Below are 16,605 nucleotides of genomic sequence, written 5' to 3'. Positions count from 1 at the left end.
GGTCGCAGGCCATGCAGGTAAAACGCTTCTTCGCCGCTGATATGCGTCAGGCCATGAAACTGGTCCGTGACGAGCTGGGCCCGGACGCCTCGATCATCGGCAATCGCCGTGTCGCAGGTGGCGTAGAGCTGACCGCGGCGCTGGATTACCAGGCCCCGGTGGCAGCCAGCAAGCCGAACCCGGCGCTGGAAGCCGAGCTGCGCAAGACCCAGGCGAAGATCGCCCAGGCCAAGGCTGACCTGTCGGCTCCGACCCGCGCCAGCGATAGCGTGCGCGGCGACCGTCAAATGTACGGCACCGAGAAGCCGCGTCGCAGCGCCGCCGAAACCCTGGCCGCCGCCATCGATGCACCGGTTGCCCCGGCACCGGCCGCTGCCGGCCAGCAGGCGCTGGAAGCCATGCGCTTCGAGCTCAACGGCCTGCGCGAACTGATCGAAGTGCAGCTGGGCTCGATTGCCTGGAACCAGCTGCAGAACCAGCGCCCGAAACAGGCCGGCCTGTGGCGTCGCCTGCAGCGCATGGGACTGCCGGCTGACCTGTCACGCAACCTGCTGGAGCGCGTGGCGTCCATTGCCGACCCGAAGCAGGCCTGGCGCATGCTGCTGGCGCATCTGGCGCGCTCGATCAACACCCCGGAAATCGACCTGCTGGAACAGGGCGGCGTGATCGCCCTGGTCGGCCCGGCCGGCATGGGCAAGACCACTACCCTGGCCAAGCTGGCCGCCCGCTACGTACTGAAGTACGGCGCGCAGAGCATCGCCCTGGTGTCCATGGACAGCTTCCGCATCGGTGCGCAGGAGCAGATCAAGACCCTCGGCCGCATTCTCAATGTGCCGGTGACCCTGGTCGATCCGGGCCAGTCGCTGATCCAGGCCATGGCACCGCTGGCGCGCAAGCGCCTGGTGCTGATCGATACCGCCGGCCTGCCCGCCAACGATCCGGCGCTGCGCATGCAGCTCGAAGCGCTGTCGTCGCTGAGCCTGAATGTGAAGAATTACCTCGTGCTGGCCGCGACCAGCCAGAGCCAGGTACTCAAGTCCGCCTGGCAGAACTATCGTTCCTGTGGGCTGGCCGGGTGCATCCTGACCAAGCTGGACGAAGCGGGAAGCCTCGGCGAAGCTCTGGCTCTGGCTATCAGCCAGCATCTACCGGTAGCCTATCTGGCTGACGGGCCGAAGATCCCGGACGACCTGCATGTGGCACGCGCGCACCAACTGGTCAGCCGCGCGGTGAGCCTGCAGTCGCCCGAAGAGCCTTGCGAGGATGCCATGGCGGACATGTTCGCCGGCCTTTACCAACAGCCGGTGCGTCGCGCCAGCTGAAGATTGTGAGCCCCGGGTGGGGCGTGGGGTGGCCGGTTGAGCCGCCCAAGCGATGCGGATGCTCTGCAAGACGATCCGCGAGCGCCGGAGGCAGTAGAGCACTGCAGCCGGATTAGCCGAAACGCCGATGCGTGACGGTCGAACGACGAGACAAGGTATTGATATGGGTATGCATCCCGTTCAGGTAATCGCAGTCACCGGCGGCAAGGGTGGCGTGGGCAAGACCAACGTGTCGGTGAATCTGTCGCTGGCGCTGGCCGATCTCGGCCGCCGCGTCATGCTGCTGGATGCCGACCTGGGCCTGGCCAACGTCGACGTGCTGCTGGGGCTGTCGCCCAAGCGCACGCTGGCCGACGTCATCGAAGGCGAATGCGACCTGCGTGACGTGATCCTCCAGGGCCCCGGCGGCATCCGCATCGTCCCGGCGGCCTCGGGCACCCAGAGCATGGTGCACCTCACGCCGATGCAACACGCCGGCCTGATCCAGGCGTTCAGCGACATCAGCGACAACATCGACGTGCTGGTGGTGGACACCGCCGCCGGCATCGGCGACTCGGTGGTGAGCTTCGTGCGTGCCGCCCAGGAAGTGCTGCTGGTCGTTTGTGATGAACCCACGTCCATCACCGATGCCTACGCTTTGATCAAGCTGCTCAACCGCGACTACGGCATGACCCGTTTCCGCGTGCTGGCGAACATGGCCCACAGCCCCCAGGAGGGCCGCAACCTGTTCGCCAAGCTGACCAAGGTCACCGACCGCTTCCTGGACGTGGCGCTGCAATACGTCGGCGCCATTCCCTACGACGAGTCGGTGCGCAAGGCCGTGCAGAAGCAGCGTTCGGTGTATGAGGCGTTCCCGCGCAGCAAGGCTTCCCTGGCCTTCCGTGCGGTGGCGCAGAAGGTCGACAGCTGGCCGCTGCCGGCCAACCCTCGAGGGCACCTGGAGTTCTTCGTCGAGCGCCTGGTGCAACATCCCACGGGTTCGGCCGTATGACCGCGGCCTCCGGAGCGCGTATGTACAGCAAGGCACAGGCGCACAACTCCCAGGAACTGCTGATCCAGAAACACGCCCCGCTGGTGAAGCGCATCGCCTACCACCTGCTCGGCCGTCTGCCGGCCAGCGTGCAGGTGGAGGACCTGATGCAGGCCGGCATGATCGGCCTGCTGGAGGCTGCGAAGAAATACGATCAGGGCAAGGGTGCGAGCTTCGAAACCTACGCCGGCATCCGCATCCGCGGCGCCATGCTCGACGAGGTGCGCAAGGGCGATTGGGCCCCGCGGTCGGTCCACCGCAACACCCGCATGGTCAGCGACGCCATCCGCGCCGTCGAAGCGCGCACCGGACGTGACGCTAAAGATCAGGAGGTCGCTGCCGAACTCAATATGAGCCTTGAAGATTATTACGGCATCCTCAGCGACACCCAGGGCAGCCGTCTGTACAGCTTCGATGACATGTTGCAGGACGGTGACCAGGGCGGCGGCTTTGCCGAAGACGCCTCGCACCACGACAACGAGCCGTCCCACGGTCTGGAAGACGAGCGCTTCCAGGCGGCCCTGGCCGACGCAATCACCAAGTTGCCCGAGCGCGAGCGATTGGTGCTGGCGCTGTACTACGACGAGGAACTCAACCTCAAGGAGATCGGCGAAGTGCTGGGTGTCAGCGAGTCCCGCGTCAGCCAGCTGCACAGCCAGTGCGCCGCGCGCCTGCGTTCGCGACTGGCGGAGTGGCGCGCTCGCTGAGCATCGGGTAGTTTCGCGTCGGCTGCTTCTGACAGGCGGTGCTGAAGGGATTTTCCTTAGGCAAGTTATAGGCTTACGAATTTTTGGGTGACGTTCCTTTGACGCGCCCACAGCAAAGAGCGCACGGCGCTCGATGAATTGACGGCACGCCCGCCAAGGCGCGTTTGGTATCGATGGAGGCAGGTTTGGACAAGAACATGAAAATTCTCATCGTGGACGACTTTTCCACGATGAGGCGCATCATCAAGAACCTCCTGCGGGACCTGGGGTTCACCAACACCGCAGAAGCCGACGACGGCACCACTGCGCTGCCGATGCTGCACAGCGGCAACTTCGACTTCCTCGTTACCGACTGGAACATGCCCGGCATGACCGGCATCGACCTGCTGCGTGCGGTCCGCGCCGACGAGCGTCTGAAGCACCTGCCGGTACTGATGGTCACCGCCGAAGCCAAGCGCGACCAGATCATCGAAGCGGCCCAGGCCGGGGTCAACGGCTATGTGGTCAAGCCTTTCACCGCTCAGGTGCTGAAAGAAAAGATCGAGAAGATTTTCGAGCGGGTCGGCGGCTGAGGCTGACCAAGAGGGCGTCATGGATTTCAACGAATCCGCGGGTGACTTCGAGTCGACCCTGAAAAAACACGCGCGCGAATTGGTCGACTGCCTCGAGCAGGGCGACGTACAGACCGCCGTGCAGCTGATCTCCGAGCTCAACCAGGCGCGTGATCGCGGGCTCTACCAAGAGGTAGGCAAGCTTACCCGCGAGCTGCACAACGCCATCGTCAACTTCCAGATCGATCCCAGCTCCCCGCGCGCCCAGGAAGTCTCGCAGATTGCCGACGCCACTGATCGCCTGTCCTACGTGGTAACGATGACCGAGAAAGCGGCCAATCGGACCATGGACCTGGTGGAAGAGTGCACCCCGGTGGTCATGCACATCGAGACCCAGGCCAAGGAGCTGCAGGAAGACTGGTCGCGTTTCATGCGTCGCGAGCTGGGCCCCGAGGCCTTCCGTGACCTGGCCAAGCGTGTCGAGCAGTTCCTCTACATCAGTGCCCAGGACAGCCGCAAACTTTCCGCGCACCTGAACGACATCCTGCTCGCGCAGGACTTCCAGGACCTCACCGGGCAAGTGATCAAGCGCGTCACCAAGCTGGTGACCGAGGTCGAGTCGAACCTGGTGAAGCTGGTCTGGATGGCGGGGCAGGTCGATCGCTACGCCGGCATCGAGCATGACCACGAGAGCATGCGCGACGCGGTGGAAAAAGAAAGATCGTCCAAGGGTGAAGGTCCGCAGATTGCTGCCGATACAAGAAAGGACGTCGTATCCGGTCAGGACGATGTCGATGACCTGTTGTCCAGCCTTGGTTTTTAAGCGTCCGCTGACGCTGTAGAGGGAGCACCGAATGAGCTTCGACGCCGATGACGAAATCCTCCAGGACTTCCTGGTGGAGGCCGGCGAGATTCTCGAGCTACTGTCCGAACAACTGGTCGAGCTGGAAAGCCGCCCGGATGACATGGACCTGCTCAACGCAATCTTCCGTGGGTTCCATACCGTCAAAGGTGGTGCCGGCTTCCTCCAGCTGAATGCGCTGGTGGAGTGCTGCCACATCGCCGAGAACGTGTTCGACATGCTGCGCAAGGGCGAACGCCGCGTGGATGCCGAGCTGATGGACGTGATGCTGCAGGCGCTGGATACCGTCAACGTCATGTTCCAGCAGGTGCGTGATGCGGAGGAGCCGACGCCGGCGACTCCCGAGCTGCTGGCCGCGCTGTCGCGCCTGGCGGATCCGAACGCTGCTCCTGCCGAAACTCCCGCTGCGGCTGTTGCCGAGCCTGTCGTGGAAGAGGCCCCGGCCGCTGCGGCCGCCTATGGCGACATCACCGACGCCGAGTTCGAACAACTGATGGATGCCCTCGAGCCCGCCGCCGAAGCGCCTGCCGCACCGGTTGGCAGCGGTGGCGACGACATCACCGACGACGAGTTCGAAGCACTGCTCGACCAGCTGCACGGCAAGGGCCAGTTCAGCGCTGCTGCCAAGGAGCCCGTCAGCGCGGCTCCGGCACCGGTTGCCGAGGCGCCCGCCGTCGGTGCTGGCGACGAGATCAGCGACGACGAGTTCGAAGCGCTGCTCGACCAGTTGCACGGCAAGGGCCAGTTCACCGGTGCGAAGGAAGAGGCCCCGGCTGCCGTCGAGGCTGTTGCCCAGACCAAGCCTGAGGAAGCTCCGGCGGTCGGCGGCGACGACAACATCACCGACGACGAATTCGAGAAGCTGCTCGACGAGCTGCACGGCAAAGGCCAGTTTACCGGCGCGAAGGAAGAGCCGGTCGCGGCTGCGCCATCCCATGCACAGCCCAAAGCGGCTGCTGCGCCCGCACCCAAGCCTGCTGCCGCTCCGGCGCCGGCCGCTGCCGCCAAGCCAGCGCCGGCCAAGCCCACCGCTGCCGCCGCCGAGAAGCCGGCCAACGAAGCGGAAACCACCGTGCGCGTGGACACCGCCCGCCTGGACGAGATCATGAACATGGTCGGCGAACTGGTGCTGGTGCGTAACCGCCTGGTGCGCCTGGGCCTGAACAGCGGCGACGAGGCGATGGCCAAGGCCGTCTCCAACCTCGACGTGGTCACCGCCGACCTGCAGTCGTCGGTCATGAAGACCCGCATGCAGCCGATCAAGAAGGTCTTCGGCCGCTTCCCGCGCCAGGTCCGCGATCTGGCGCGCAACCTGAAGAAAGAGATCAACCTCGAGCTGATCGGCGAAGAGACCGACCTGGACAAGAACCTGGTCGAGGCCCTGGCCGACCCGCTGGTGCACCTGGTGCGCAACGCGGTGGACCACGGCATCGAAGGCCCCGACGAGCGAGAGGCCGCCGGCAAGTCGCGTTCGGGCAAGGTGGTGCTGTCCGCCGAGCAGGAAGGCGACCACATCCTGCTGTCGATCTCCGACGACGGCAAAGGCATGGACCCGGATGTGCTGCGCGCCAAGGCCGTGGAAAAAGGGCTGCTGGACAAGGACGCGGCCGATCGCCTGTCCGAGTCCGACTGCTACAACCTGATCTTCGCGCCGGGCTTCTCGACCAAGACCGAGATTTCCGACGTCTCCGGCCGCGGTGTCGGCATGGACGTGGTGAAGACCAAGATTTCCCAGCTCAACGGCATCATCAACATTTACTCGACCAAGGGCCAGGGCTCGAAGATCGTCATCAAGGTCCCGCTGACCCTGGCGATCATGCCGACCCTGATGGTGATGCTGGGCAACCAGGCCTTCGCCTTCCCGCTGGTCAACGTCAATGAGATCTTCCACCTCGACCTGTCGAACACCAATGTGGTCGACGGCCAGGAAGTGGTGATCGTCCGCGACAAGGCCCTGCCGTTGTTCTACCTCAAGCGCTGGCTGGTGCCGGGCGCGCAGTATGACGAGCCGGGCGAGGGCCACGTGGTGATCCTCTCCGTGGGCACCCAGCGCATCGGCTTCGTGGTCGACCAGTTGGTGGGCCAGGAAGAAGTAGTGATCAAGCCGCTGGGCAAGATGCTGCAGGGCACGCCGGGCATGGCGGGGGCGACTATTACCGGGGACGGCCGCATTGCGCTGATCCTCGACGTGCCGAGCATGCTCAAGCGCTACGCCCGTCGTATCTGACCGCCATGGGCGGGACGTGGGACGACCCCGCGCCCGCCCGTGTGATGGAAGAAGTTTTTTTCAGGAGTGTCTATGGCTGTCAAAGTCCTGGTGGTGGACGATTCGGGGTTCTTCCGCCGCCGCGTCTCGGAGATTCTTTCGGCTGACCCGCAGATCCAGGTGGTCGGCACGGCAACCAATGGCCGCGAGGCAATCGATCAGGCACTGGCGCTCAAGCCCGACGTGATCACCATGGACTACGAGATGCCGCTGATGGACGGCATCACCGCCGTGCGGACCATCATGCAGCGCTGCCCGACGCCGGTCCTGATGTTCTCCTCGCTGACCCACGAGGGCGCGCGGGTGACCCTGGACGCGCTGGACGCCGGCGCCGTCGATTACCTGCCGAAGAATTTCGAGGACATCTCGCGCAACCCGGACAAGGTCCGCCAGTTGCTGTGCGAGAAGGTCCACACCATCGCCAAGAGCAACCGCCGCTTCGCCGCGTACTCTTCGTACTCGTCGAGCCCGGCCGCGCCGGCTTCGGCTCCCGCTGCCGGCACTGCGCGTCCGGCCGCTCCCGTTTCGTCGGGCGCCAGCCACGCGCTGGCCGCTCCGGCTCCGGCGACTTCCGCCGCCCCAAAGCGTAAGCCCTACCGGCTGGTAGCCATCGGCACTTCGACCGGTGGGCCGGTGGCGCTGCAGCGGGTCCTGACCCAGCTGCCTGCCAATTTCCCCGCGCCGCTGGTGCTGATCCAGCACATGCCGGCGGCCTTCACCAAGGCCTTCGCCGAGCGCCTGGACAAGCTGTGCAAGATCACCGTCAAGGAAGCCGAGGATGGCGACATCCTGCGTCCCGGCGTGGCCCTGTTGGCTCCCGGCGGCAAGCAGATGATGGTCGACGCCCGTGGCGCGATCCGCATCCTGCCCGGTGACGAACGCCTGAACTACAAGCCCTGCGTCGACGTGACCTTCGGTTCCGCGTCCAAGGCCTATGGCGACAAGGTCCTGGCGGTGGTCCTCACCGGCATGGGCGCTGACGGCCGCGAAGGCGCGCGCATGCTCAAGCAGGGCGGCGCCCAGGTTTGGGCACAGGATGAAGCCAGCTGCGTGATCTACGGCATGCCCATGGCGATCGCCAAGGCCGGCCTGGCCGACGCGGTGTACAGCCTGGACGACATCGGCCGGCACCTGACCGAGGCCTGCGGCTGATGGATGTCCTCAGCCTGGTCGGCCTGATCCTCGCGCTGGTTGCCATCATCGGCGGCAACTTCCTCGAGGGCGGGCACGTCGGTGCCCTGGCCAACGGCCCGGCGGCACTGATCGTGGTGGGCGGCACCCTGGCCGCCGCACTGCTGCAGACCCCGGTCGCGGTGCTCAAGCGCGCTGTGACCATGCTGCGCTGGATGGTCCTGCCACCCAAGGTGGATCTGGTCGGCGGCATCAACCACGTGGTCGGCTGGAGCATGACGGCGCGCAAGGAAGGCCTGCTGGGCCTGGAAACCGTTGCCGACGCCGAGCGCGATCCTTACGCGCGCAAGGGCCTGCAACTGCTGGTGGACGGCACCGAGCCCGAGGCCATCCGCAGCATCCTCGAAGTCGACCTGTACAACCAGGAAAGCCGCGACCTGGCGGCCGCCAAGGTATTCGAAGCCATGGGCGGCTACTCGCCGACCATTGGCATCATCGGTGCGGTGATGGGCCTGATCCACGTGATGGGCAATCTCGCCGACCCCAGCCAGCTGGGCAACGGTATTGCCGTGGCCTTCGTCGCCACCATCTACGGCGTCGGCCTGGCCAACCTGCTGCTGTTGCCCATCGGCAACAAGCTGAAAAGCATCGTGCTGCGCCAGTCCTGCTACCGCGAAATGCTCATGGAGGGCCTGCTGTCCATCGCCGAGGGTGAGAACCCGCGCTCCATCGAGCTGAAGCTGCAAGGCTTCGTCGGCTGAGGGGGAGGGGATGCGCATGCCTCGCCGCAGACGTCATGAGGAACACGAGAATCACGAACGCTGGCTGGTGTCCTACGCGGACTTCATCACCCTGCTGTTCGCCTTCTTCGTGGTGATGTACTCGATCTCCTCGATCAACGAGGGCAAGTACAAGATCCTCTCGGAAACCCTGACCGGGGTGTTCAACCAGCCGGACCGCTCGATCCGCCCGATCCCGGTCGGCGAGGAGCGCCCGCGCACCCAGCAGCCGGACCAGTCGCTCAATGAGCCGCAGGACGACGGCCAGGCCCAGAGCAACCCCGATACCCTGCAGCAGATCAGCGACAGCGTGCGCCAGGCCTTCGGCGACCTGATCTCCACCGACCAGCTGTCGGTGCGCGGCAACGAGTTCTGGATCGAGATCACCCTCAATTCCAGCCTGCTGTTCCCCAGCGGCGATGCCATTCCCAATGACGCCGCCTTCGAGATCATCGAGAAGGTCGCCAGGATTCTGGCGCCTTACCGCAACCCGGTGCACGTCGAAGGTTTCACCGACAACGTTCCGATCCATAATTCGCAGTACCCGACCAACTGGGAACTGTCCGCTGCACGGGCCGCCAGCATCGTCCGCATGCTCGCCCAGGACGGCCTCGACGCCGGTCGGCTGGCGGCGGTGGGCTATGGCGAATTCCAGCCAGTGGCGGACAATGCCACGGCGGATGGCCGCGCACGCAACCGCCGGGTGGTGCTGGTGATCTCCCGCAACCTGGAGGTGCGCCGCAGCATCAGCGGGGTGGGCAGTGGCAAGGCGCAGCCGGACCCGGCGTTGCGGCATGCTGGCACGCAATCTGCACCAGTGATTGCCAGTGAGGCGCCCGGCAGTGGCGCCGTCAATTCTTCGTCATCGGCAGGGGACTGAACGATATGAAAACCCTGAACCGAATCACGGCCTGCGGGGAGCCAGCACTATGAAAGTCTGGGCGGTAGCCAACCAGAAAGGTGGCGTCGGCAAGACCACATCCTCGATCGCATTGGCAGGCCTGCTGGCGGATGCCGGCAAGCGCGTGCTGATCGTCGACCTGGACCCCCACGGCTCGATGACCAGCTACTTCGGGCATGACCCGGACACCCTGGAGCACAGCGTGTTCGACCTGTTCCTGCACCAGGGCAACGTGCCCGAGGGGCTGCCGGAATCGCTGCTGCTACCCACCAGCCACGAGAACATCCGCCTGCTGCCGTCGAGCACCGCGCTGGCCACCCTGGAGCGCCAGTCGCCCGGGCAGAACGGCCTGGGCCTGGTGATCGCCAAGAGCCTGGCGCAGCTGTGGAACGAATTCGACTACGCGATCATCGACAGCCCGCCGCTGCTGGGCGTGCTGATGGTCAACGCCATGGCGGCCAGCCAGCACCTGGTGATCCCGGTGCAGACCGAGTTCCTCGCCCTCAAGGGCCTGGAGCGCATGGTCAACACGCTGAAGATGGTCAACCGCTCGCGCAAGCAGGCGCTGCCTTTCACTATCGTGCCGACCCTGTTCGACCGCCGTACCCAGGCATCGCTGGGCACCCTGCGGGTGCTGCGCGATACCTACCCGGAAACCCTCTGGCAGGCGTTCATCCCGGTGGATACCAAGCTGCGCGACGCCAGCCGGCTGGGCACGGTGCCGTCGCGCAACGACAGCAACAGCCGGGGTGTGATCGCCTACCGTGCTTTGCTCAAGCATCTGCTGGCCCATGTGCCGGCGAGCCAGGTAGCCTGACGATGGCAGGCCTGAACAAAAGAATCCGACGGATGCGCTCAAGAGCGGCGCGTCCGCTGCCGATAGGCTGGACAGTCACCTTGCGCGGTTATCCATCATGAGTCGTTCCGCTACCGCCACTCGCCCCCAGCTCGCGCTGCAGTCCTACCTGGACGCGCTGCTGCAGGAGGCCACTTTCGAAGACTTCGCACCGGAGCCGGTGGCGCAGCCTGCCGCCGCGCCGGTTGCTCCGGCTCCGATCGCCCCGGTGGCGCTGGTGGTCAGCGAGCCGGTCGCGCCGCTGATCGCCGAGCCTCAGGTTGCGGTACAGCAGGCGCCGCAAGCCAGCGTCAGCCTCGATGAATTCGAAGCGGCCGTGCTCGAAGAGCAGGTCCGCGATGCACGCCTGAACGTCGCCGCTCGCGCACCGGTTACCCCGGCTCCGGTGGCCGAACTGCGCCTGCCAGAGCCCGTAGCCCCGGTCATCGAAGCGCCCGTTGCCGATGCTGCCGAGGCCGACGAGCCGCCAGCGCAACTGGGTCAGGTCATCGACCTGCACCAGCCCGGCAGCGCCGAGATGCCCGCCGCGCCGCTCAAGCTGCTCGACGACGGTCGCCCGGTCTGGGCCGCCGAGCCCTTCGAGTGCCTGCTGTTCGACGTCGCCGGATTGACCCTGGCGGTGCCGCTGGTTTGCCTGGGCTCCATCTATCCACTGGCGGGGCACGACCTGACCCCGCTGTTCGGCCAGCCCGACTGGTTCCTCGGCATCCTGCCGGGCCAGAACGGCAACCTGAAGGTACTCGACACCGCGCGCTGGGTGATGCCCGAGCGTTACCGCGACGACTACCGCGAGGGGCTGCAGTACGTGATTTCCGTGCAGGGCTACGAGTGGGGGCTGGCCGTGCATCAGGTCAGCCGCTCGGTGCGCCTGGACCCGTCCGAGGTGAAGTGGCGCAGCCAGCGCCAGCAACGCCCGTGGCTGGCCGGCACGGTGATCGACCAGATGTGCGCACTGCTCGATGTCTCGGCCCTGGCCGAACTGATCGCCAGCGGCGCCGCCAAGCGCCTGCAGCCCTGAGGCTGCGCGCAAGCAGATTTGAAAGACAACCTCCACGCCGCAGGCGGCGTGGAACCAGAAGAGGCGAGGGGATATGAAGAAAACGTCAGCGCAAGGTGCCGAAGATCCGATTCTGCAGTGGGTCACCTTCCGCCTGGACAACGAGACCTACGGCATCAACGTGATGCAGGTCCAGGAAGTGCTGCGCTACACCGAGATCGCGCCGGTCCCGGGTGCTCCGAGCTACGTGCTGGGCATCATCAACCTGCGCGGTAACGTGGTCACCGTGATCGACACCCGCCAGCGCTTCGGCCTGGACCCGGCGCCGGTCTCGGACAACACCCGCATCGTCATCATCGAAGCCGACAAGCAGGTAGTGGGCATCCTCGTCGACAGCGTCGCCGAGGTCGTCTACCTCCGCCAGTCCGAGATCGAGACCGCGCCGAACGTCGGTAACGAGGAATCGGCCAAGTTCATCCAGGGCGTCTGCAACAAGAACGGCGAGCTGCTGATCCTGGTCGAGCTGGACAAGATGATGACCGAGGAAGAGTGGTCGGAGCTGGAGAGCATCTGAGGTGCTGATCGCTCTGGTGGTGCTCGGTATCGCCTGCGCGGGCCTGGCGATGGCCTGCGTCTGGCTGTCCGGCCGGCAGCGCGCCCAGGAAGCCCAGGCGGTGCAGCTGGCCAAGCAGCTGGCGGTGTTCGAGCAGCGCCTGAAGGAACAGGGCAAGCGCATCGAGTCGTACCAGCAGATCAACATCCGCATGGGCGAGGAGCTGCGCGAGCTGAACAAGCAGGTCGCGCCGCTGCCCGAGCGCCTGGTGCGCATCGAGCAGCGCGACCCCACCAGCCTCTCCTTCAGCCAGGCGGCACGTCTGGTTGGCATGGGCGCCAGTCCCGAAGACCTGACCCAGAGCTGCGGCCTGTCCCAGGCAGAAGCCGAACTGGTCGCCCGCCTGCATCAGGGCAAGGCGCGGGACTGAGCCCGCGCCGCCGCCTTTTTCGAGCCCCAGCCGCCTGTCGGGATTCCTGGCTTGTAGGAGTTTCACTACAGGCAATTAGGACTCGTCTGATAAGAATCGCGGCAATACGTCGCTAAATTGGCCTCGTCAAAATTTTTCCGAGGCCATCGATATGGCGACCATTTCCCGCCGGGCCATGGTGCTGTGCTCGCACCCCGGCCGGCTGCTGAACTACAGCGTGCTGCTCAATCGTCTGGAGTTCTACCACCTGAGCCTGTGTCTGAACCTGGACGAAGTCCGCAAGGCGCTTTCGGGCCGCCAGCGCTACAGCCTGTTCATCCACGACGATTTCCGCCCCGGCCCCAACGAGCTGATGAGCCTGAAGGCGCTGAGCCAGAGCAACACCTTCCGCCAGTTCCTGCTGGTGGGGAACTACAGCGCGGAGGAGCGGCGCGGCCTGATGCAGTGGGCCTGGGCCAACCGTGTGCCGCTGCTGGATGTGTTGGACAAGCCGATTTCCCTGGCGCAGTTGCGCGAGGTGACCAGCAGCATGGTGCTCTACCACAGCGAAGACGAGCAGCCGATCCGCAAGTCGGTGCGCGAGTTCAGTGACTTTGCCCCGGCCGGCGACCTTCCTCCTGCCCGCAGCGGCTGCGAGTGCCGCGGCTGAGAAGGCTCACCGGCGACGGGAGTCCGGCCCTTCCAGCAACAGCGGCATCGCGTCCGGCGGCGCCTCCTGCTTGCTGTTCAGTGGGCTCTTGCCCTTGAGGTACCAGGCGAAGGCGATGATCTCGGCGATGGTGCGGTAGAGCGCCTCGGGAATCGCATCGCCCAGCTCCAGGCGCGCCAGCAAACGCACCAGCTCGCCGTTCTCGTAGATCGGCACCTCGTGGTGGCGGGCGATGGCGAGGATGGTTTCCGCCAGTTCATCGTCGCCCTTGGCGGTGAGCGTCGGTGCGCTCTGCCCGTCATAGTTGAGGGCAATGGCCTGGCGCGGCGCTTTCCTGGATTTCTTCATGCAGTCTCGTCCACCCAGCGTTGTTCCACCGCCGTGCGCGCGCCCTGGGGCGGCTTGCCCTGGCGGCAACTCAGCTCGCCCACGCTGAGACCCGCGTCGTTCAGGCGCTGGCGCAGGGTGCCCAGTTCGCCATCGATCAGGCTGGCGGTGGCGGCGCGCTCGGCCCACAGCTGAGTGCCGATGCTGCCGTGGGCCAGGGTGGCCTGGACCTGCAGCGGGCCGAGGCTGTCCAGGTCGAAGGCCAGATCGACGCGCCAGAGCATTTCCCGCGGCTGCTGCTCGCGATCGTTCGCCGGGCTGTCCTTTTCTTCCTGCTGGATACGCACCTGGATCGGCACCATCTGCTGTTGGTGGCGCAGGGGAATCTCCAGCTGCCAGGTGTTCAGTACCGTGCCGTCGGGCAGCACATCGCTCTGCGCCAGGCTGCCCAGCTGGTGGGTCTGCAGGCGGGAGACCGCAGCGGCGGCCAGTTTGAGCAGCGACTCGAGGTCGCCTTCTTCCTCCAGTTCATTGGCCAGCCGGCTGGGGAGCGGGAAGCTGACCGGTGGCGGCGTGCGCCCGCTGGTCTGGCCGATCACACCCAGTGCATTGCGTACGAAGGCCGGCATGGCCTGTGCCAGATTGTTGGCACCGGCCAGGGCGCTGCCCGGCAGGTTGCCCAGCACCGCGGCCGCCGTACCGCCCTGGACGGTTGGCAGTATCTGGGCAATCAGCCGCAGCAGATTGGCCTTGAGGTCCTGGGGCAAACTCTCTACGCCGCGCAGCAACTGCCCTTCGAGGAACGCGCCGCTTTGCTGGAAGGCCTGGGCGACGCCCTTGGCATCACTGAGCTGGCGGATGTCTGGCAGTGCGCCGAGCAGCTTGTCCACCGACTGGCGCAGCTCCGGGCTCAGGTTCGGGTTGCTGCCGCTACCCTGCAGCGCTTTGAACAGATTATCCAGCGGGCCCTGGCGGTTCTGCTGGGCGCCGAGCTGCAGGCTCAGGTCGAGCTGGTCCAGGCGGGCGTTCATCGGCAGGAACTGCAGGGCCTGCTGGTCCTGCACCCGGGCGCTGAGCAGGCTGTTGAGGGGGAGCGGGTTGGGCGATTCGATGCTCAGCTGGCGCCCGGCCAGCGGCGTGTTGAGCAACGTCACCAACACCTTGTAGACCACCTGCTCGGCCTTGCCCATGGCGATCAGCTGGCTGGCGTCCACCTTGCCCTGGATCAGCGTGCCCACCGGCAGCACGTCGAGATCGAGACTGCCCAGTGGCGCCTGGCTGGCGCCACTCATGCCGAGGGTGCTAAGGCTCGGTTGCGTCAGCAGGGTGGCGGCGAGGCTGGTCTGGTTCAGCGTCGACAGCTGCAGGGTGCTGCCCTTGGGCAGCGCCTGAGGGCTTTCCGCCACCACCAGCGCCTGCTGTCCGCTGGCCATGGTCAGGCGCAGCAACAGCTGAAAATTCACCTGCCCGTCGCGCACTGCCAGCACTTCTGCGTGGGCTTTGTCTCCCGGCGGCAGAAGGTCGCCGAGGCTCTGCGCGAGCTTGAGCGTCAGCTCGGCCGCGCTCGGCGTGCTGCGCAGCGACGGGGTAGGCGGTAGCGGACGGGAAGCGCCAATTTCACTCGGCATCGGGGACCTGCAGGCGGCGTGACGGGGTTGCGCCCAGTGTATCGGCGGCGATTGCCCGCACTTTAGACCGTCCGGCGGCAGGAGGGCAGGGCGGTGGTTGCGCATGGACGCAGCTCAAGGTGCGCTGATTTGACGTTACACCCTGTCGAAAAACCTGACGTCGGGTGTAGGAACCGCTGTGTATAATGCGCCGCCCGAGGCCGTGCTTGGCGGCCCGCGCGGTATGGCCGCGTTTTTGCACCACTGACTGTTTTCTGCCCGACGGTTGCCGATGCCCTTGACCCATCCCCTCCTCGAAACCGTGGCGCTCGCCTGCGAGCGGGACTGGCGCATGCTGTTCGAGCGTCTCGATCTGCGACTGGGCGCGGGCGAAATGCTACAGATCGTCGGTCCCAACGGCAGCGGCAAGACCAGCCTGCTGCGCCTGCTCAGCGGGTTGATGCAGCCTACCGCCGGTGATGTGCTGCTCAATGGCAAGCCGCTGACCGAGCAGCGCCACGAACTGGCCCGTCAGCTGCTGTGGATCGGCCACGCGGCTGGCATCAAGGGCCTGCTCACCGCCGAAGAGAACCTCGCCTGGCTCTGCGCGCTGCACCAGCCGGCCAACCGCGATGCCATCTGGCAGGCGCTGGAAGCCGTCGGCCTGCGCGGCTTCGAGGACGTTCCCTGCCATACCCTGTCCGCCGGCCAGCAGCGCCGCGTGGCCCTGGCGCGCCTGTATCTGGACGCGCCGCCGCTGTGGATCCTCGACGAACCCTTTACCGCCCTGGACAAGCAGGGCGTGGCGCAGCTCGAAGAACACCTGGCCGGCCATTGCGAGCGCGGTGGACTGGTTGTGCTGACCACCCACCACAGCCTGGAGCGCATGCCGCAGGGTTACCGCGCCCTCGACCTGGGCCAGCATGCGCGGGAGGTGGCGGCGCGATGAGCAACGTCTTCACCCTGCTGCTCGCCCGCGAAGCGCGCCTGCTGTTCCGTCGTCCGGCGGAGCTGGCTAATCCTTTGGTGTTCTTCGCCATCGTCATCGCACTGTTCCCGCTGGCGGTCGGTCCCGAATCGGAAATGCTCAAGAATCTCTCGCCGGGGCTGGTCTGGGTCGCGGCACTGCTCGCAGTACTGCTGTCGCTGGACGGCCTGTTCCGCAGTGATTTCGAAGATGGTTCTTTGGAACAGTGGGTCCTTTCGCCGCACCCCCTGCCACTACTGGTACTGGCCAAAGTGCTGGCACACTGGCTGGTTTCAGGGCTGGCCCTGGTGCTGCTGTCGCCGCTGTTCGCCCTGATGCTGGGCCTGCCGGCGCGCTGCCTGCCGGACCTGCTGCTGTCGCTGCTGCTGGGGACACCGATCCTGAGCCTGCTGGGCGCCGTGGGTGCGGCGCTCACCGTCGGTCTCAAGCGCGGTGGCCTGCTGCTGGCCCTGCTGATCCTGCCGCTTTACATTCCGGTGCTGATCCTGGGCAGCGGAGCGCTGCAGGCGTCGTTGCAGGGGCTGCCCACCGCCGGGCACCTGCTGTGGCTGGCCAGCCTGACGGCGTTAGCATTGACGCTGACGCCCTTTGCCATCGCCGCCGGGCTGAAGATCAGCGTCGGCGAGTGAACGAACGATCGCCGGGCTGG

18 protein-coding genes are annotated in these 16,605 nt (G+C 65.9%); 16 read left to right on the top strand and 2 right to left on the bottom strand.

The window, feature by feature from the left end; genetic code table 11:
- The first annotated feature begins 11 nt into the window (after positions 1-11).
- From flhF to IB275_RS21320, 14 genes are all read left to right on the top strand, one after another.
- The gene (gene flhF / locus IB275_RS21385; protein ID WP_192290982.1) at positions 12-1,322 is read left to right on the top strand and encodes a flagellar biosynthesis GTPase FlhF; all 1,311 of its coding nucleotides are present in this window, start codon (positions 12-14) and stop codon (positions 1,320-1,322) included.
- 163 nt (positions 1,323-1,485) lie between these two features.
- Positions 1,486-2,313 carry a flagellar synthesis regulator FleN gene (fleN, locus tag IB275_RS21380; protein ID WP_017520297.1) on the top strand — a complete coding sequence of 276 codons (828 nt, stop codon included), beginning with the start codon at positions 1,486-1,488 and terminating at the stop codon, positions 2,311-2,313.
- On the top strand, positions 2,310-3,059 hold the full coding sequence (fliA, locus tag IB275_RS21375; protein WP_045212057.1) for an RNA polymerase sigma factor FliA: 750 nt from the start codon (positions 2,310-2,312) through the stop codon (positions 3,057-3,059). Before fleN ends, fliA begins: the two co-directional genes overlap by 4 nt.
- Before the next feature lie 197 nt (positions 3,060-3,256).
- A complete protein-coding gene (locus tag IB275_RS21370; protein WP_009621098.1) occupies positions 3,257-3,631 on the top strand; it encodes a chemotaxis response regulator CheY in 375 nt (124 codons plus the stop codon).
- A 19-nt stretch (positions 3,632-3,650) separates the two neighbouring features.
- Positions 3,651-4,433, top strand: coding sequence for a protein phosphatase CheZ (locus IB275_RS21365; protein ID WP_045212054.1), 783 nt, complete (start codon positions 3,651-3,653; stop codon positions 4,431-4,433).
- A gap of 31 nt (positions 4,434-4,464) precedes the next feature.
- Positions 4,465-6,699 (top strand): chemotaxis protein CheA, encoded by a 2,235-nt coding sequence (locus tag IB275_RS21360; protein ID WP_192290980.1) that lies wholly within the window; start codon positions 4,465-4,467, stop codon positions 6,697-6,699.
- Between the two features lie 72 nt (positions 6,700-6,771).
- Positions 6,772-7,890: a protein-glutamate methylesterase/protein-glutamine glutaminase gene (locus IB275_RS21355; RefSeq protein WP_192290978.1), complete on the top strand. Its 1,119-nt coding sequence runs from the start codon at positions 6,772-6,774 to the stop codon at positions 7,888-7,890.
- Entirely contained in the window at positions 7,890-8,630 is a 741-nt protein-coding gene (locus IB275_RS21350; RefSeq protein ID WP_138215067.1) for a flagellar motor protein, read from the top strand. Before IB275_RS21355 ends, IB275_RS21350 begins: the two co-directional genes overlap by 1 nt.
- 16 nt (positions 8,631-8,646) lie before the next feature.
- The gene (gene motD, locus IB275_RS21345; RefSeq protein ID WP_192290976.1) at positions 8,647-9,528 is read left to right on the top strand and encodes a flagellar motor protein MotD; all 882 of its coding nucleotides are present in this window, start codon (positions 8,647-8,649) and stop codon (positions 9,526-9,528) included.
- 49 nt (positions 9,529-9,577) lie between these two features.
- On the top strand, positions 9,578-10,366 hold the full coding sequence (locus IB275_RS21340; RefSeq protein ID WP_138215065.1) for a ParA family protein: 789 nt from the start codon (positions 9,578-9,580) through the stop codon (positions 10,364-10,366).
- Between the two features lie 97 nt (positions 10,367-10,463).
- The gene (locus IB275_RS21335) at positions 10,464-11,423 is read left to right on the top strand and encodes a CheW domain-containing protein (RefSeq protein ID WP_192290974.1); all 960 of its coding nucleotides are present in this window, start codon (positions 10,464-10,466) and stop codon (positions 11,421-11,423) included.
- 73 nt (positions 11,424-11,496) lie between these two features.
- Complete coding sequence (locus IB275_RS21330; protein WP_015476565.1) at positions 11,497-11,976, top strand: chemotaxis protein CheW; 480 nt, start codon at positions 11,497-11,499, stop codon at positions 11,974-11,976.
- Between the two features lie 49 nt (positions 11,977-12,025).
- A complete protein-coding gene (locus IB275_RS21325; RefSeq protein WP_167523289.1) occupies positions 12,026-12,385 on the top strand; it encodes a DUF2802 domain-containing protein in 360 nt (119 codons plus the stop codon).
- A gap of 151 nt (positions 12,386-12,536) precedes the next feature.
- Entirely contained in the window at positions 12,537-13,034 is a 498-nt protein-coding gene (locus IB275_RS21320; RefSeq protein ID WP_225601596.1) for a hypothetical protein, read from the top strand.
- A 6-nt stretch (positions 13,035-13,040) separates the two neighbouring features.
- Here the strand turns inward: IB275_RS21320 and IB275_RS21315 are convergent, their stop codons facing one another.
- Both IB275_RS21315 and fliK read right to left on the bottom strand, forming a co-directional pair.
- Positions 13,041-13,382, bottom strand: coding sequence for an EscU/YscU/HrcU family type III secretion system export apparatus switch protein (locus IB275_RS21315; protein WP_192290972.1), 342 nt, complete (start codon positions 13,380-13,382; stop codon positions 13,041-13,043).
- Entirely contained in the window at positions 13,379-14,989 is a 1,611-nt protein-coding gene (gene fliK / locus IB275_RS21310) for a flagellar hook-length control protein FliK (protein WP_192290970.1), read from the bottom strand. The genes IB275_RS21315 and fliK overlap by 4 nt, the downstream gene beginning before the upstream one ends.
- 271 nt (positions 14,990-15,260) lie before the next feature.
- Between fliK and ccmA the strand changes: the two genes are divergently transcribed.
- Together ccmA and ccmB are read left to right on the top strand one after the other, a co-directional pair.
- Positions 15,261-15,917, top strand: coding sequence for a cytochrome c biogenesis heme-transporting ATPase CcmA (gene ccmA / locus IB275_RS21305; protein WP_192224209.1), 657 nt, complete (start codon positions 15,261-15,263; stop codon positions 15,915-15,917).
- Positions 15,914-16,585, top strand: coding sequence for a heme exporter protein CcmB (gene ccmB, locus IB275_RS21300; protein ID WP_017520311.1), 672 nt, complete (start codon positions 15,914-15,916; stop codon positions 16,583-16,585). The genes ccmA and ccmB overlap by 4 nt, the downstream gene beginning before the upstream one ends.
- Positions 16,586-16,605 lie beyond the last annotated feature (20 nt).

The organism is Pseudomonas sp. PDM21, from assembly GCF_014852505.2.
Lineage (GTDB): Bacteria > Pseudomonadota > Gammaproteobacteria > Pseudomonadales > Pseudomonadaceae > Pseudomonas.
The sequence above is the reverse complement of the archived record's forward strand: the minus strand, read 5'-3'. Positions and strand labels throughout refer to the sequence as shown.

What these genes read in the sequence shown, in the direction of transcription:
- IB275_RS21360 (WP_192290980.1), top strand. Translation starts at nt 4,465, where the DNA reads ATGAGCTTCGACGCCGATGACGAAATCCTCCAGGACTTCCTGGTGGAG.
- IB275_RS21315 (WP_192290972.1), bottom strand. Translation starts at nt 13,382, where the DNA reads ATGAAGAAATCCAGGAAAGCGCCGCGCCAGGCCATTGCCCTCAACTAT.
- IB275_RS21365 (WP_045212054.1), top strand. Translation starts at nt 3,651, where the DNA reads ATGGATTTCAACGAATCCGCGGGTGACTTCGAGTCGACCCTGAAAAAA.
- flhF (WP_192290982.1), top strand. Translation starts at nt 12, where the DNA reads ATGCAGGTAAAACGCTTCTTCGCCGCTGATATGCGTCAGGCCATGAAA.
- fleN (WP_017520297.1), top strand. Translation starts at nt 1,486, where the DNA reads ATGGGTATGCATCCCGTTCAGGTAATCGCAGTCACCGGCGGCAAGGGT.
- IB275_RS21330 (WP_015476565.1), top strand. Translation starts at nt 11,497, where the DNA reads ATGAAGAAAACGTCAGCGCAAGGTGCCGAAGATCCGATTCTGCAGTGG.
- ccmA (WP_192224209.1), top strand. Translation starts at nt 15,261, where the DNA reads ATGCCCTTGACCCATCCCCTCCTCGAAACCGTGGCGCTCGCCTGCGAG.
- IB275_RS21340 (WP_138215065.1), top strand. Translation starts at nt 9,578, where the DNA reads ATGAAAGTCTGGGCGGTAGCCAACCAGAAAGGTGGCGTCGGCAAGACC.
- IB275_RS21370 (WP_009621098.1), top strand. Translation starts at nt 3,257, where the DNA reads ATGAAAATTCTCATCGTGGACGACTTTTCCACGATGAGGCGCATCATC.
- IB275_RS21355 (WP_192290978.1), top strand. Translation starts at nt 6,772, where the DNA reads ATGGCTGTCAAAGTCCTGGTGGTGGACGATTCGGGGTTCTTCCGCCGC.
- ccmB (WP_017520311.1), top strand. Translation starts at nt 15,914, where the DNA reads ATGAGCAACGTCTTCACCCTGCTGCTCGCCCGCGAAGCGCGCCTGCTG.
- fliK (WP_192290970.1), bottom strand. Translation starts at nt 14,989, where the DNA reads ATGCCGAGTGAAATTGGCGCTTCCCGTCCGCTACCGCCTACCCCGTCG.
- fliA (WP_045212057.1), top strand. Translation starts at nt 2,310, where the DNA reads ATGACCGCGGCCTCCGGAGCGCGTATGTACAGCAAGGCACAGGCGCAC.
- IB275_RS21335 (WP_192290974.1), top strand. Translation starts at nt 10,464, where the DNA reads ATGAGTCGTTCCGCTACCGCCACTCGCCCCCAGCTCGCGCTGCAGTCC.
- motD (WP_192290976.1), top strand. Translation starts at nt 8,647, where the DNA reads ATGCCTCGCCGCAGACGTCATGAGGAACACGAGAATCACGAACGCTGG.
- IB275_RS21350 (WP_138215067.1), top strand. Translation starts at nt 7,890, where the DNA reads ATGGATGTCCTCAGCCTGGTCGGCCTGATCCTCGCGCTGGTTGCCATC.
- IB275_RS21325 (WP_167523289.1), top strand. Translation starts at nt 12,026, where the DNA reads ATGGCCTGCGTCTGGCTGTCCGGCCGGCAGCGCGCCCAGGAAGCCCAG.
- IB275_RS21320 (WP_225601596.1), top strand. Translation starts at nt 12,537, where the DNA reads ATGGCGACCATTTCCCGCCGGGCCATGGTGCTGTGCTCGCACCCCGGC.